Raw genomic sequence first — 15250 nt, forward strand, 5'->3', positions numbered from 1 at the left:
ATGCAATTTTCAAATACCAAAGAAGACGGTTTAGAAACAATAATCGTTGATTGGCTTGTTAAGCATAATGGCTACGAGCAAGGTACAAATGCAGACTACAACAAAGAGTATGCTATAGACGAAACACGCCTTTTCCGCTTCCTTGCTGACACTCAGCCGGATGAGATAGAAAAGCTGGCAGTCTTTAAGAGTGAGCAGAAAAAGAGAACATTCTTGAATCGCCTCCAGGGTGAACTTGCCAAACGTGGAATCATCGATGTTCTTCGCAACGGAATCAAGGTGTATCCAGCTGACCTCATTATGTTCTATCTGACACCGAATGAAAATAATGATACGGCGAAGGCGCTTTATGCCAAGAATATATTCAGCGTTACAAGACAGCTTCGCTACTCTATCGATGCAGGAAAACTGGCTCTTGATCTTTGCATATTCATCAATGGTCTGCCTGTAATTACTTTCGAGCTTAAGAATCAACTGACCAAACAGAATGTAGAAAATGCCGTTCAGCAGTACAAAGATGACCGCAGTCCAAAAGAACAGATTTTTTCTTTCAAACGTTGCATGGTTCATTTTGCTGTGGATGACGACCGAGTTAAGTTTTGCACCAAACTTGCAGCTCAAGATAGTTGGTTCTTGCCTTTTGATAAAGGTTATAACGATGGTGCAGGTAATCCACCTAATCCTAATGGTTTAAAAACAGACTACCTTTGGAAAGAGATTCTTACAAAGGATAAGCTGACACGAATTATTGAAAGCTATGCTCAAGTTGTAACTGAAGTTGATGAAGAAACAAAGAAAAAGACTGTAAAACAGATATTTCCCCGTTATCATCAGCTTGATGTTGTTGAAAAACTAATTGCCGATGTCGAAGCAAATGGTGTCGGTAACAGATACCTTATTCAACATAGTGCCGGGAGTGGTAAGTCGAACTCTATCGCTTGGCTTGCTTACAGATTAATGGAATTAGAAAAGGACGCTCATCCAATTTTCAATTCTATTCTGGTTGTTACTGACAGACGAATTCTCGACAAGCAAATCCGAGATAATATCAAGCAATTTGCACAGGTAGGTAATGTTGTGGCGTGGGCAGAACATTCCGGTGATTTACGTAAAGCTATCACTGACGGCAAGCGTATTATCATAACCACAATTGAGAAGTTTCCATATGTTGTACCGGATATTGGTGCTGAACACAAAGATAATAAATTTGCAATTCTTATCGATGAGGCTCATTCCGGTCAAAACGGGCGTAACTCTGCACAAATGAATCTTGCTCTATCAGGTCTTGCTTCTGATAACGATATGGATAACGAAGATAAAATTAATGCCATGATGGAAGGCAGAAAACTTTTGAAGAATGCCAGCTACTTTGCTTTTACCGCTACGCCTAAGAATAAAACCTTGGAGACATTTGGTAAAAAGTTGACAGATGAAAAGGGAAATCCAATTTATAACGAGGATGGAACACAGAAGGCTCTTGCATTCCATGTATATACAATGAAGCAGGCAATCCAAGAAGGATTCATTCTTGATGTGCTGAAGAATTACACACCTATCGACAGTTTTTATAAGTTAAAGAAGATTGTCGAAGATGATCCTCAATTCGATAAGAAAAAAGCTCAAAAGAAATTACGTGCATTCGTAGAGAGCGATTCTTATACCATCGACAAGAAGGCTGCTATGATGGTGGAACATTTTCATGAGCAAGTAATCGCAAAAGGAAAAATTGGTGGACAGGCGAGAGCAATGGTGGTTACTTCTAGTATTCCTAGATGTATTGAATATTTTTATGCGATTAATAAGCATCTTGCAGAAAGACATAGTCCGTACAAGGCGATAGTTGCATTTTCTGGTGATCATAAATATAACGGTCAGGAGCCTCCACTCACTTCAGCTATTATGAATGGTTTTGCAGACTCAAAGATACCAAAGGAATTTAAGAAAGATCCATACAGATTCCTTGTTGTTGCGGATATGTTCCAGACCGGATTTGATGAGCCATTGCTTCACACAATGTATGTTGACAAGCAATTGTATGATATTCAGGCTGTGCAGACATTATCAAGATTAAATCGCTGCCATCCGAAAAAGCACGATACATGTGTTTTGGACTTTGCTAATAAGCCAGAAATTATACAAGAGTCATTTTCAAGATATTATAGAACGACGATATTGTCTGGAGAAACAGATCCGAATAAACTATATGATTTAATTTCAGCAATGGAGAAGCATCAGGTATATTCGCGTGATGATATTGAAAACGAAGTTAATTTATACCTAAACGGTGCTCAACGCGATAAGTTAGATTATATTCTTGACGTTTGTACAAATATTTACAAAACATTAGAGATTGAAGAACAAATAGAATTTAAGAGTAGTGCAAAGGCATTTTGTCGTACATATGGATTCTTGGGGGCAATTTTGCCTTATGGAAATCCAGAATGGGAAAAGCTATCAATCTTCCTTAATTTATTGATTCCTAAGCTACCATCACCTCAGGATGATGATTTATCCCAGGGAATTCTTGAAACGATAGACTTAGATAGTTATCGAACTGAAGCTCGTGAAACAATGTCGATCCAACTTGATGATGCCGATTCAGAAATGGCACCAGTTCCAGCTGGTAAAAGTGGACATATTGTAAGTCCTGAGATGGACTTGCTATCTATCATTGTTAGCGAGTTCAATGATATGTTTGGAAATATTGATTGGAAAGAGCCTGATAATGCAAGACGTCAGATTCTTGAAATTCCAGCGATGGTTTCTAAGGATGAAAAGTACAGAAATGCGATGAGAAATTCTGATGAGCAGAGTGCAAAATTGGAAAGCGAGCGTGCATTGCAGCAAGTGATCTTTTCAATAATGGCAGATAATATGGAGATATTTAAGCAATATCAAGATAATCCATCATTTAAAAAATGGTTGTCGGATTTGGTATTTAATTTGACCTATAACAAAGAAGGAAACACATATGAGGCGCCGACAACTGGGAAAGTTACATCGTATCAAAATGTAGATACACCAACACTTATGGTTGCTGAATCTAAAACAGAATACAAAATAGAGAAATAAAAGTTAGGAGGTCATTATGGTAGAAGATATATCACGTACGTTGAAGAAGAAATCGTTAGATGGAATCTTCAATGAAGTAGTACATAATGAAAAACTTGGAATTAGTAACAACGAAGAACTACACCTATTCTATTTGGCTGTGCGTGGAAATAAATTCTATACAGAAGACCTCCAAACAGCTCTCTATCGTAATATAGGACGTTATGTATTTTCACGAGCAGCATTAGAGGATTTTCATATTAATGATGACGACGATAGTATCATTTCCCAGGCTCTTAAGGTCATGTCAGAAAATGGAGAGTTTGATGCTAAGGGAACTGGTAACGAGTTAGGCGAAATGCTTATTTATGCGATGCTTGAGGAGATGCTTGGTGCTAGAAAGTTGATGAGCCGAGTTGAAATTGATTCTAATCCTTTAAGCAATGGATCGGAATGTGAGAGTATTCATTTGTTATCCGGTACTGATTCAAATGGAAAAATTTCGTATGAGATGGTATTTGGTGCATCAAATATTATAGGAGACATAAAAGATGCTATTGATAATGCCTTTGAAGAAATAGAACGTATCGAGAAGCATGGTAATAAGGATATAAAAATGGTAGAGAAGACCGCTTTAAGTGGTTTTTATAATAAGAGTGAAATTGATTTTATCAAAAAGCATATTATTCCAGAACCAGGGAAAAGCGGAGATTATGAGATTGCATATGGAGTTTTTCTTGGCTACACACTTGGACTTAATTCCACAGGTCTAAGTAGTGCTGAATACAAAGAAAAAGTTAACAGGCGATTGGAATTGGATATCAAACAGCATGCATCTTATATTGCTAATAAAATTATTACGAAAGGACTAGATGGACACTCCTTTTATTTTTACATTTTACCTTTTAACGATGCTGAGACAGATAAAAAAGAAATTATGGAGCATATTATGAAGGGGGAAGTGACGTTATGAGTGAAGAACTAATAAATCTTGGCGAATCTATCTTCAACGAAATTGATCAAAATGACTATTTGAATAGCATATACGACAACATGCTCTATAACTATGCTCTAATCAAATTTCATCTTACAAGCGTTCGTCAGAGACGTGATTATGATGTTAATGCAGCTCTTCAATTTGCCGACTTATTATCGAATTCGACACATACATCTAAAGCGGATGATCATAAAATGTGGGCGCAAGAAATAATTTCGTTGCTGCTAGAATTGGAACCAGAGAATGAACAAGTGAAATATTACGCTGGTTCAGTTCTTACCAACGTAGGAAATTTTCGCGGACGAGAGCTTGTAAAATCCTCTTATACAGAAAGGACTTTACAGGAAAAGGCATTTGCTACTTTTTGTAAGCAGTATTTAACAATTCCGGCAGATAAAAGTAAGACGTTTTTTTTACAGCAAAAAAACATTTATGATAGATTAAGTAGCAATTTTTTGAGTTATTCTGCTCCGACGTCAATGGGAAAATCGTTCATTATGCACATGTTTATTAAGGAACAGATAATGAATGGCGTTAAGATGAACTTTGCAAGAATAGTTCCTACTAAAGCCTTAATCAATGAAATGCGTAATGACACTATTAATGATCTAAAAAATATTCTAGAAGAACAGAATTATCGTGTGGTAACAGCTGCTAGTGATATTTCTCTTGAAGAGGAACATAATTTTATTCTTATTATGACTCCTGAAAGATTGCTATATTTTTTAATTAGTAATCCTGATTTTCAGTTAGATTATTTGTTTATTGATGAAGCTCATAAAATAGGCGGTCGTAATAGCAGAGGACCATTCTATTATAAAGTTGTGGATCTTCTTTCAAGAAAGAAACAGGTGCCTCATTTTATTTTTGCATCGCCTAATATTCCGAACCCGGAGGAATACCTAAAGCTCGTAACTGAAGCTGAAAAGGGAGCGGAGAATGCAATAACATCATCATATGCACCAGTTACGCAGTTTAAATTTATTATTAATTGTGAAGATCAGACCATTAGTATATATAACGATCATACGAAAACTCCGGTGTTCGTATGTAAAATAAAGCGATCTGGGACAGAATTAATGTCTTATATGTTGTTAATGGAACAATATGATCCCGAACACAAACAGAGAACGCTCGCGTACGTAAATAGCAAAAACAGTGCTATTGAAAATGCACGTTTGTTTGCAGATAGAAGAGCCCCTCTTAATGATCCAGAACTCAAGCGTTTAGCTAGCGATATTAAGAGAGAGGTTCACGGAGATTATTTTTTGTCAGATATTGTTGAAAAGGGTGTGGCATATCATATTGGATACCTTCCTTCCTCTATCAGAAGTAGAATCGAAGAGCTATTTAAAGATGGAAAAATTACAACTATGTTCTGTACAAGTACGTTGATTGAAGGAGTGAATCTTCCGGCAGATAATCTCTTCATTGCAAATAATTATAATGGGCGTCCAAAGATGAGTGGGGTTGAGTTTAAGAATCTCATTGGTCGTGTTGGACGAATAAAATTTAATTTATATGGGAATGTTTTTTTCGTGACAGACGGAAAGAGAACTACTGAGAAAGAGTACTTAGAACTTTTAAGGGAGCCTGTTAAAGAGCAGAAGCTATCTGTGGTTCAAGATCTAAAACCAAAACTTAAGAAGCATATTGTGGAAGCTTTACTTGAGGGAGATGCAGTCATTGATAAATACAATGATTCTCAGCCGGAAGAAGAATACATTATGATGCGTAAGTTTGGGCTGATTTTATTACAGGATATTGTTGATGAGCGTGATAGTCTTGTGAAGAGGGAATTTTCAAAGCAATTAAGTAATGAAGATTTATTGAAAATAAAGAATCTCTATGACAATAGCAAGAATTATATTGATAACGATATCAATATATCGGTTGACCAAACGAAGAAATTAGCAAAGGCTATACGAGAAGGTAGTCATTTCCCTGAAGCCGAGAATGGCTATTTTAGCCATAAGATGGTCTATAAATTTCTCGATGAATTACGGCAAATATTTGATTGGGATAGATACGAGTATTCTACTCTTGGTAAGAAAGATAAAGATGGAGAATACAGAATGTTATCCTGGTATGCGGTGATTCTTTCACAGTGGATGGAAGGCCATGGATTAAACAATATTATGAGAAAGGCCTTGACATTCAGAAGAGAAAATCCGTATCCGTTTTACTTGAACCGCTATACAGTTGTAACCTATGATGATTCACCAGAACATAAAAATGTTGTTTTTGCTAATACGCTAGAGGTTATTGAAAATATTATTCTTTTCAGTATTTCAAACTATTTCTTGCGTTATGCAAATATGTATAAAAGTATTCACGGTGAGAATTCTCTGGATAAAAATAACTGGTATGAATTCGTTGAATACGGTACAACAAATGAAGTAACAATATTCCTTCAGAGAAATGGATTTTCGAGAGAAGCAGCAAATTATATTAAAGATCATGCAGAAGAATATATTGTGTATGCTGATGGAGAAACTTCCGAAATCAAACTAAAAAAGAATCTTCTCGAATGTAGCAATAATACGGTAAGAACTGATGCGGAATCAATTATATATAATATTCCTCAATTGTTCTTGAATGAAGAAATGTGATGAAAAGAGGGATACTATGGCAAGAGGAAAAAACATACAGTTATATCTGATGGATGGTGACGTTAATGGACGGATTAAATGTACGCTTGCAAATTGGACGGGATTAGCGTTCAAAATTCCAAGGACGGCTCTTGATTTGTGTAAAGATAGGCCGGAACTCAAGCAAACTGGTGTATATTTGCTATTCGGCAAAGATGAGAATGATAAAAGTGTCGTCTATATAGGACAGGCAGGAGTGCGAAAAAATGGAGAGGGCATATTGAATCGTTTAGTTGAACATAATCGCAACTCTAAAAAAGACTATTGGACAGAAGCAATAGCCCTGACAACCTCAAATGATTCTCTTGGACCGACAGAGATAAGCTATCTTGAGCATCAGTTTTATCAGCTTGCTGTTAAAGCAAAACGGTATGATGTAAAAAATGATAATGATCCAACACCGGGTAACATTTCAGAAGAAAAAGAAAGCGAGTTAGATGAGTTCATTGAGTACGCTAAAGTTATTGTAGGTACTCTTGGTCATAAGGTTTTTGTTCCACTATTAGCAGATAATAATGACGGCGAGAACACTACTTCAGAAAGCATAATTTTGTATTGTACACGAAATGGCATAAATTCTATCGGTGTAAGAACAAGTGACGGATTTGTAGTTAAGAAGGGAAGTATAATTTCTCAAAAGATTACTAAGAGCTGTCCTGATTATGTTCTAAAAAAGAGAACTCAACACAAGAACATTATCGATGCAAATAATATGTTAACAGAAGATATTTTATTTAATACGCCTTCAGGTGCATCTAGCTTTGCGTGCGGAGCTAGCACAAATGGCAATATTGAATGGAAAACATCCGAGGGTATTACATTAAAATCACTTAATGAACAGGGAAAGTGATTTTATTGATTCAAACTTGTGATTTAGGTGGTGATATTAGAATGATGGAATTGTTAGAAGATGTACTAATAAGGTGTTCAGAATGCGGAAGTGTAATAGAAATACATAAGGAAGAAATCGAGTTTGACGCTTTCACATATGATCATGGCGAGAATGGCATGGGAGATGAAATTGAATATCGATATGATGGGGTGATTGTATGTGAAGAATGCGGAAACGAGATCCAATTCAGAATCTCAGGATTTGAATATCCTGTAGGCGCATATAACTACGATGATTACGAAATATATGGCGGCGATTTTGAAAAATCACCAATCGTAGGAATCGTATATAGTCAGGAAGAATTTGATATTGATTATGCTTACAATGAGTTTAATAGGGTTGAACGGCTTATTTTAGAAATATCAGACAATCCAGACTTGATTTACAATATTTCGCCGAGAGAGTTTGAAGAAGTAATAAATAGGGTGCTTCAAGATGAAGGCTTTGAGACCGAGCTAACTCAGGCAACGAGAGACGGTGGACGTGATATTGTTGCTACAAAATATGAGATGGGAAAACCTATTGTGTTTTACATAGAATGCAAACGATATGGTAGAAGAAATTCGGTTGGAGTGAGTATTGTGCGTTCTCTATATGGAGTTCAGACATCAGATCAGATAAATAAGTCAATCTTGGTGACAACAGGACATGTAACTAGAGGCGCTAGACGTTTTGTCGAAAAGCAAAATACGATGATGAGCATCCTTGATGTAAATGAGATTCATCATTTGATTCAGCGAAGTGCAATGAAGTATAGATAGAAATAAAACCAGGAGGTTGGCAATTCTCCTGTATACGGTAAATAGTTAGTACCGTGCTTTTCACCTAAAACCATGAGATAATCCCTTTGTAAAACTAAAAGTTTTTTAAAGGAGGATCTTATGGATAAGATCACACGTCAGGTCCGCATTGAACATTGGACCCAGATCATGAATGAATGTTTGAACAGCGGTATGAATAAAACTGAATGGTGCCGGGCTAATGGGATCTCAGACAAACAATTCTTTTACTGGCAAAGGATTCTCAGAAAAGAAGCTTTTGCTGCTTCGACATCAAAGGACCTTTCGGTTATCACAGACCCGGCAGATGAAACCAGCCCACAAAAGATTTCGTTCGCAGAGATCAGCATTCCAATAAAACAGGAGTCTGTCAGAAATGGATTCCATCCGGATATCATCCTCCGAAAAGGACCGGTCTCTGTAGAGATATCCAATTCCGTTTCAGCAGAACTCCTGTCACGTATCGGAGATATCTTTCATGCTGAATGATGCTTCCGGGTTCCGCAGGATCTATCTCGCTACCGGCTACACAGATCTGAGACGTGGTATGGAGGGGCTTGCATCCATTATCAAGTTCAATTTTCAGCTGGATCCGTATCAAAAAGATATTCTGTTCCTGTTCTGCGGAAGACGTACTGACCGCATCAAAGGGCTGGTCTGGGAAGGCGATGGCTTCCTGCTTCTATACAAAAGACTGGAGTTGGGTGCATTCAACTGGCCCCGCACAAAAGAAGAAGCATTGGAGATCACCCCAGAGCAGTACCAATATCTCATGCAGGGACTGGAAATTGTTGCACGCCATCCGATCCAGGAAGTCAGACCGGATAAGATCTTATAAGATCCTGTGCAAAACAGAGAAAATAAAAAAACATCTTCCAATCATCATAAGTCCCGAAAAAGAGTTATCCACTTTTCATAATTCCGCTGCCTTCATTTATTCAGGAGTACTTTCAGGCCCCTTTACAGGGCTTGTGGATAAGTACTCTGAAAAGCCCGAAAAACTAATAGTTTTTTGAGTTTTTCAGAGTATTCATCTATTAGTAAAAATGACGAATACCCTGTCTGCCTGATTCGCTTTTTCTTTATCTTTGCGTTACAATAGGAACATCAGATAAAGGAGAACGGCATCCATGGCAAAAGTATATACAGAAGAAGAACTGAATAATTTCAGCAGGGAAACACTTATGGCAGTCATCCTGTCCATGCAGGATCAGATTCACCAGCTGAATACAAACATGGAGCGCCTGATCGAGCAGATCGCTGATGCAAACACTAAGCGTTACGGCCGTTCTTCCGAAAAACTGGAAACGATCTCCGGACAGCTGGAACTGGAGCTTATATTTAATGAGGCTGAAGCACTTACGGAAACACCGTATGTGGTTGAGCCTGTTGAGGAAGATGTGATACAGCCGCGTCGTAAAAATAAAGGAAAACGGGAGGCAGATCTAAAAGATCTTCCGATTGAAGTGATCGTCCATACCCTGTCAGAAGAAAAACTCCAGGATGTCTTTGGCACAGATGGATGGAAACAGCTTCCAGACGAGATATATAAAAGGGTACGTGTGCAGCCGGCAGTCTATACTGTTGAAGAACATCATGTGGCAGTCTACGCTGGTAAGGACAACCAGACAATCATAAAAGCGGACCATCCGGAAGAATTCCTGAAGGATTTTAAAGGGATCGTAGTATGCGACGGTTACTCTGCATACAGGAAGCTGGACAGGGAAAATCCAGACATCGTCTTTGCCGGCTGCTGGTCACATGCAAGGCGCAGGTTTGCGGAGGCATTGAAAGCCCTGCCGAAAGCAGCACAGAAAAATGCGAAAGAGACTGTAGCTTACGAAGCAGTCAGCCGGATCGCAGCAATCTATCATCTGGACAACCAGATGGAGGGACAGCCTGCAAAAGTCAGAAAGATGTACCGTCAGGCCAATATCAGACCTCTTGTAGAGGCCTTCTTTGCATGGGCAAAAGAGATCCAGATTAAAAATCAGCTTTCCAGAGGAAAGACTCTGGATGGGATCAACTACTGTATCAATCAGGAAGTTTCTCTGAAAGCCTTTCTGGAAGACGGTGATATTCCTATGGATAACAATGCGACAGAAAGTGCTCTGCGTAGCTTTTGTCTCCATAAGCATACATGGAAGCTGATCGACAGTCTGGATGGCGCAAATGCCAGTGCCATTATCTACAGCATCACAGAAACGGCAAAAGCTAACAATCTGAATCCTTTTCGGTATCTTGAACATGTCCTGACTGTATTGAAGGACCACCAGGATGACAGGGAATATAGTTTTATAGATGATATCCTGCCATGGTCTGAAAAACTTCCAGCAATATGCCGGAGCAAAACAAAAGCAACTAATATTTAAAACCTTGCCGCCGGAAACGGCGGCTTAAAGTTAGAGCAGTACGGATAGTTTACCGTATACCAATTTAAGATAAGTGGCCTAAGTAAAATTAAAGATATATTAACAGAAATAAACGAAGAAGGAAAGCATGATAGAAATGATGGGTTCAAAACTGCATCAAAAGCATCTCGGTTTGATTTTTTAGATTAAGGCGACTTACTTATAGCTTAAAAAGTTTTTCTTGTTCAGGGCGGAAAAATATTTTTATTAAAGGAGATAAATTATGCCTAAATATACAGATGAAGATATTAGAAATATGAGTAAAATAACATGTAAGATAGCGGCAGATTACCTAGGCATATCCCCTATGGCGGTTAGTATCGGCATGAGAAATGATCTTTTACCGATCGGTTTTGCAATTCACAATGAAGAAAGAGATAGAACATATTCTGAGAGTTGGTCCTATCACATAATTGGTGAGAGATTGATTGCATATAAGTATGGGAAAACATCAGAAGTACAAGTTCAAAATATAGAAAAGAGTCTAAATACTATAATAGAACAGTTTGAAGAAATGAAAAAAGATTTGGTTTTTCTATTAAGCGAAAACGAGGATCAGCAGGATTAGAGCTTTATGAATATGCGTTTTCGCTGGGAAAATACAAAGATGTTGACAAAAAATATGCAGGAAAGGAGCTGCCAGGATGGAGAATGAAAAAGGAATAGTTAAATTGACTCGTAAGCAGCTCTATGATGAAATATGGGCTCTTTCAGTTGCAGGGGTAGCCAGAAAATATAACTTGAATTATGGTAAACTGATAGCAACTTGTAAAGTAGAAAATATATCTTTTCCTTCTTCTGGTTATTGGACTAAGAAGAATATGGGAAAAGATGTATCGAATGAGATTGTAGAATTTTCTGGATTGGAAGATACAGAAATTTCATTGATAACGAAAGACGCGGTTGTTAAGCGTATTCGGAAAGCTAAGGCAGAAGTAGTAGAGAAAGTGCATACTGACGTAACAGAAGAATTGGACGTAGCAGTCGAGGAAGATTTATCACAGAAAAAAATGGAGAATATACCTAAGTGGCCGGATGGAATTCTTGATTATTTGGATGAGACGGAAAGAAATAAAGTATTAGAATATGCATGCAATCTGCAGATAAGTCAAAGTACACGATTGCATAAAATGTTGGTCCAATACAAGAAGGATATTGCAGATTATAAGTCAAAACTGAAAGAAGCACAGAGTAGACCATACTATAATCCAAGACATAATAAACCAGAAAACGAACCTGCATTCTTTAAGGAAATGTCTGATGAGTGTATGTCACGTGCAATTGCTATATTAGATACCGTATTCAAATCAATTGAATCTTTAGGTGGAAGTATTAATAGTGATTTGTCTGTGAAAATTAGAGATGATATTGTTAGATTTCGTATGGTTGAGAGTCAAGACCAAGTAAAGCATGAAATGACTAAGCAAGAGGCACAGGAGCTCGTAAAGTATAATGATGATATCAAAAATCATAGATGGGCTTCAAAACCGCAAATTAGAAAATATGACAAGGTATATAATGGTAAATTTCGTATTGAGTTTGGGGAGCGAAGCTACATTAGAGATAAGGATTCTGAAAAATTAGAAGATAGACTGGGTGATATTTTGGTTACCCTGTATGAGAAGGCAGAAGAGAATAGAATTGTACGAGAAGCACGTGAAGAGGCAGAACGTAAGAGAGTTGAAGAAGCGAGATGTAGAGAAGAAAATAGACAAAGAAAAGAACAAGAAATTCGTCTTGTAAAAGAACTTGTAAACAAAGCTGAAGACTATAGAATTGCAAAGGAAATAAGAGAATATATTCAGGCTATGATAGATAGTGGAAATGAAGATATTACTCCAGAATGGATTGAATGGGCGCTGAAGAAAGCTGACTGGTATGATCCGTCTATAGAGACTGAGGATGAATATCTGGGAAAACGTCAGCATGAAAAAAGTGCTGAAGAAAAGGAAAAATCTTTGCAAGACAGTATCAGAAAGAGCTGGTATTGGTAAAAATGAATGGAGGCAATTTGATGGATAAAGATCCTTTTAAAGAGTATATAAGGCAATCAGAACCAAGTAAAAGAGACAAAGGTTACGCCTGGCATACAGCTATCGGACTTCAAGCAGTGGATGGATTAAAGCCTTCGAAGTATTTGATTGATACTGCAATAAAGAATATTGAAGGTGATATTTCGATTGATGAAGCGCAGGAACTTCTAAATACGTATTATGAAGAAAATCCAAAAGCAGATACAGACGACCGTACGGAAGAGGCCGACAAAGTTGCTGTTAGAATTGCAAAAATTTTATCGGAGAAAGCATTTAGTTTTACTCCGAATGAGTATATCTCTATTCATAAAAAGTTGTTTGCTGGGATTTATGGACATGCAGGAAAACTGAGAGATTATAATATTACAAAAAAGGAATGGGTGCTGAATGGAGCAACGGTTCTTTATGGAAGTGCATCAGAACTTCGCGCAACCTTGGACTATGATTTTGCAGAGGAAAAGAAGTTTAGTTATAAAAACTTGAGCATGGAAGAAATTATTCACCACCTGGCGTTTTTTGTATCAAGATTATGGCAGATACATGTATTCGGAGAGGGAAACACACGAACTACGGCAGTATTTTTTATTAAGTATCTTAGAACACTTGGATTTGATGCAACTAACGACATTTTTGCGGAGAATGCATGGTATTTTAGAAATGCACTTGTTAGGGCCAATTATAACGATTTGAAAAATGGTGTTCATGAAACAACCGAGTATTTGGAATTGTTTTTAAGAAATTTATTGTTGGATGAGAAGAATGAACTTCATAATCGTACGATGCACATTAGTGGAAGGTTTGCAGAAGTGGACATTGAAAGAGTAAAAGTGGACATTAAGAGTGGAGAAGTGGACATTGAAAGCACAAAAGTGGACATTCGAAATAAATTACTTTCTTTCTCAGATACGATTTCAGAAAAAACAATAAATCATACAGTAGAAATATTTTCAAAATGTGGAAAAGAAAATTGTTTCGGAAGAACGATAGTTGAAGAAATTACTGGATTAAAGCCATCAAGAGCTTCCAAGTTAATAAAACTGTTGGTTGATAGTGAGGTAATCGTACCTGTAACAGGACATGGAAAAGGAAAATATCGGTTTCAATAAAAGTGAACATTGAAAGGGTGTTAATGCCATTCGCAAAAATGCCCAAAACAAATCGGCGTACTGATATATTACCAAATATGGTAGCAGTATTTAGAATAATTTTGTATTATAAAAGTGTTACAAAATATCGGCGTACCCGCCACACGTTTACAAAGTCAAACGGTCTGTACGCCATGTCTTAACCTTATGATTGCAGATATTAGCAACCTGTCAAAGGGTGTAAAAACTCAGTAACTATGCGGGTTCGCGTACTGTTAAAGCAGTGAAAAACGACACCGCATGTGGAGACGGTAGTACTGCTTTCCCACAAAAAGCCAGACGGACATATCAACGTAAAAGTTGAGTTTGGCGAGGGTGAGGGAAAAGTTCCATTTGATAATATTGCTAAAAGAGCGGAAAGCTATAAGCCCAAAGAACGAGTGACCTACAAAATGATAAAGGAGTACATAGAAGCTAAATACGGCTTCAAAGTACATACCGCATATATTGCAGAGGTAAAGAGAGATTTAGGCTTGCCGATGTACGATGCTCCTAATGCGGTAGAGAAATTGAAACAGCCGAGGAAGCATCCAACTCCAGAGAAGGTTGAAGCAATAAAGGATGCATTGAAGCATTTTGAAGTGATTTAATAATGATGAGCGTATCATTAAAATAGTGGTACGCTTTTCTTTAAAATATTTGGGAAGCAATATATAAGTGCTGAATATGCTTGAAAGGAGCATTCCTGTAATTCATTAAAAGCGCCAATTGAATAAAAAAGAACCTCAAGGTATGATTGAGTTGCATCTTGGCGGATGTAAACAAAACAATCAAGCACTGGAGGTTCCAAATGAATTATACACAGAATGAAAAGATTGAGCAAGTAACAGATTCAACAATGGTTGTCGGAGTTGATATAGGAAGCCAGATACATTATGCAAGAGCTTTTGATAACAGAGGACGCGAACTTACAAAACGTATTTTTTCTTTTCATAACGATCTGGAAGGGTTCAATTCTTTCAACCTTTGGGCAGAGACACTTAAGACTGAGAATAAAAAGACTGCAGTTCTGATCGGCTGCGAGCCAACAGGTCATTACTGGTTTGCGTTTGCGAAGTATGTAAATGATCATCAGAAAAGATTAGTAATGGTCAATCCATTCTCGGTTAAGAAGATCAAGGAACTTGATGATAACAGTCCAAAGAAAACAGATTCAAAAGATCCAAAAACAATCGCAAAACTAGTTGTGGATGGGAGATATTCAATCCCATACATGCCAGAAGGCATTTATGCCGAAATAAGAGACCTGGTATACAGCCGTGAGCCTATATGGATAATCTGAGGCATAAGT

General features: G+C 37.5%; 12 protein-coding genes and 1 pseudogene. All 13 read left to right on the forward strand.

Going from position 1 to position 15250, the window contains the following annotated elements; translation table 11 throughout:
* The 13 genes and pseudogenes from BN3261_RS03240 to BN3261_RS03300 all read left to right on the forward strand — a co-directional run bounded on the left by BN3261_RS03240 (position 1) and on the right by BN3261_RS03300 (position 15241).
* Positions 1 to 3072 carry a type I restriction endonuclease subunit R gene (locus BN3261_RS03240; protein WP_059085443.1) on the forward strand — a complete coding sequence of 1024 codons (3072 nt, stop codon included), beginning with the start codon at positions 1 to 3 and terminating at the stop codon, positions 3070 to 3072.
* A 16-nt stretch (positions 3073 to 3088) separates the two neighbouring features.
* Positions 3089 to 4024: a HamA C-terminal domain-containing protein gene (locus BN3261_RS03245; protein ID WP_059085444.1), complete on the forward strand. Its 936-nt coding sequence runs from the start codon at positions 3089 to 3091 to the stop codon at positions 4022 to 4024.
* Positions 4021 to 6660: a DEAD/DEAH box helicase gene (locus BN3261_RS03250; RefSeq protein WP_059085445.1), complete on the forward strand. Its 2640-nt coding sequence runs from the start codon at positions 4021 to 4023 to the stop codon at positions 6658 to 6660. The genes BN3261_RS03245 and BN3261_RS03250 overlap by 4 nt, the downstream gene beginning before the upstream one ends.
* A gap of 16 nt (positions 6661 to 6676) precedes the next feature.
* On the forward strand, positions 6677 to 7549 hold the full coding sequence (locus BN3261_RS03255; RefSeq protein WP_059085446.1) for a GIY-YIG nuclease family protein: 873 nt from the start codon (positions 6677 to 6679) through the stop codon (positions 7547 to 7549).
* Positions 7550 to 7590: 41 nt separating this feature from the next.
* Positions 7591 to 8352, forward strand: a complete 762-nt coding sequence (locus BN3261_RS03260) for a restriction endonuclease (RefSeq protein WP_059085447.1) — start codon at positions 7591 to 7593, stop codon at positions 8350 to 8352.
* Between the two features lie 120 nt (positions 8353 to 8472).
* Positions 8473 to 8859 (forward strand): IS66 family insertion sequence element accessory protein TnpA, encoded by a 387-nt coding sequence (gene tnpA, locus BN3261_RS03265; protein ID WP_059085448.1) that lies wholly within the window; start codon positions 8473 to 8475, stop codon positions 8857 to 8859.
* A complete protein-coding gene (gene tnpB / locus BN3261_RS03270; protein WP_015524382.1) occupies positions 8849 to 9208 on the forward strand; it encodes an IS66 family insertion sequence element accessory protein TnpB in 360 nt (119 codons plus the stop codon). The genes tnpA and tnpB overlap by 11 nt, the downstream gene beginning before the upstream one ends.
* A gap of 292 nt (positions 9209 to 9500) precedes the next feature.
* Positions 9501 to 10742 (forward strand): IS66 family transposase, encoded by a 1242-nt coding sequence (locus BN3261_RS03275; protein ID WP_059085449.1) that lies wholly within the window; start codon positions 9501 to 9503, stop codon positions 10740 to 10742.
* A gap of 262 nt (positions 10743 to 11004) precedes the next feature.
* Positions 11005 to 11349 carry a hypothetical protein gene (locus tag BN3261_RS03280; RefSeq protein WP_059085450.1) on the forward strand — a complete coding sequence of 115 codons (345 nt, stop codon included), beginning with the start codon at positions 11005 to 11007 and terminating at the stop codon, positions 11347 to 11349.
* A gap of 76 nt (positions 11350 to 11425) precedes the next feature.
* Complete coding sequence (locus BN3261_RS03285; protein WP_059085451.1) at positions 11426 to 12775, forward strand: hypothetical protein; 1350 nt, start codon at positions 11426 to 11428, stop codon at positions 12773 to 12775.
* A 20-nt stretch (positions 12776 to 12795) separates the two neighbouring features.
* Positions 12796 to 13920 (forward strand): Fic family protein, encoded by a 1125-nt coding sequence (locus tag BN3261_RS03290; RefSeq protein ID WP_059085452.1) that lies wholly within the window; start codon positions 12796 to 12798, stop codon positions 13918 to 13920.
* Between the two features lie 272 nt (positions 13921 to 14192).
* Positions 14193 to 14549 (forward strand): annotated as a pseudogene (locus BN3261_RS03295) (23S rRNA (uracil-5-)-methyltransferase RumA); the annotation flags it as partial.
* Positions 14550 to 14749: 200 nt separating this feature from the next.
* The gene (locus BN3261_RS03300) at positions 14750 to 15241 is read left to right on the forward strand and encodes an IS110 family transposase (protein ID WP_110925741.1); all 492 of its coding nucleotides are present in this window, start codon (positions 14750 to 14752) and stop codon (positions 15239 to 15241) included.
* Positions 15242 to 15250: the final 9 nt, after the last annotated feature.

The sequence above is a fragment of the Blautia massiliensis (ex Durand et al. 2017) genome (assembly GCF_001487165.1).
GTDB lineage: Bacteria > Bacillota > Clostridia > Lachnospirales > Lachnospiraceae > Blautia_A > Blautia_A fusiformis.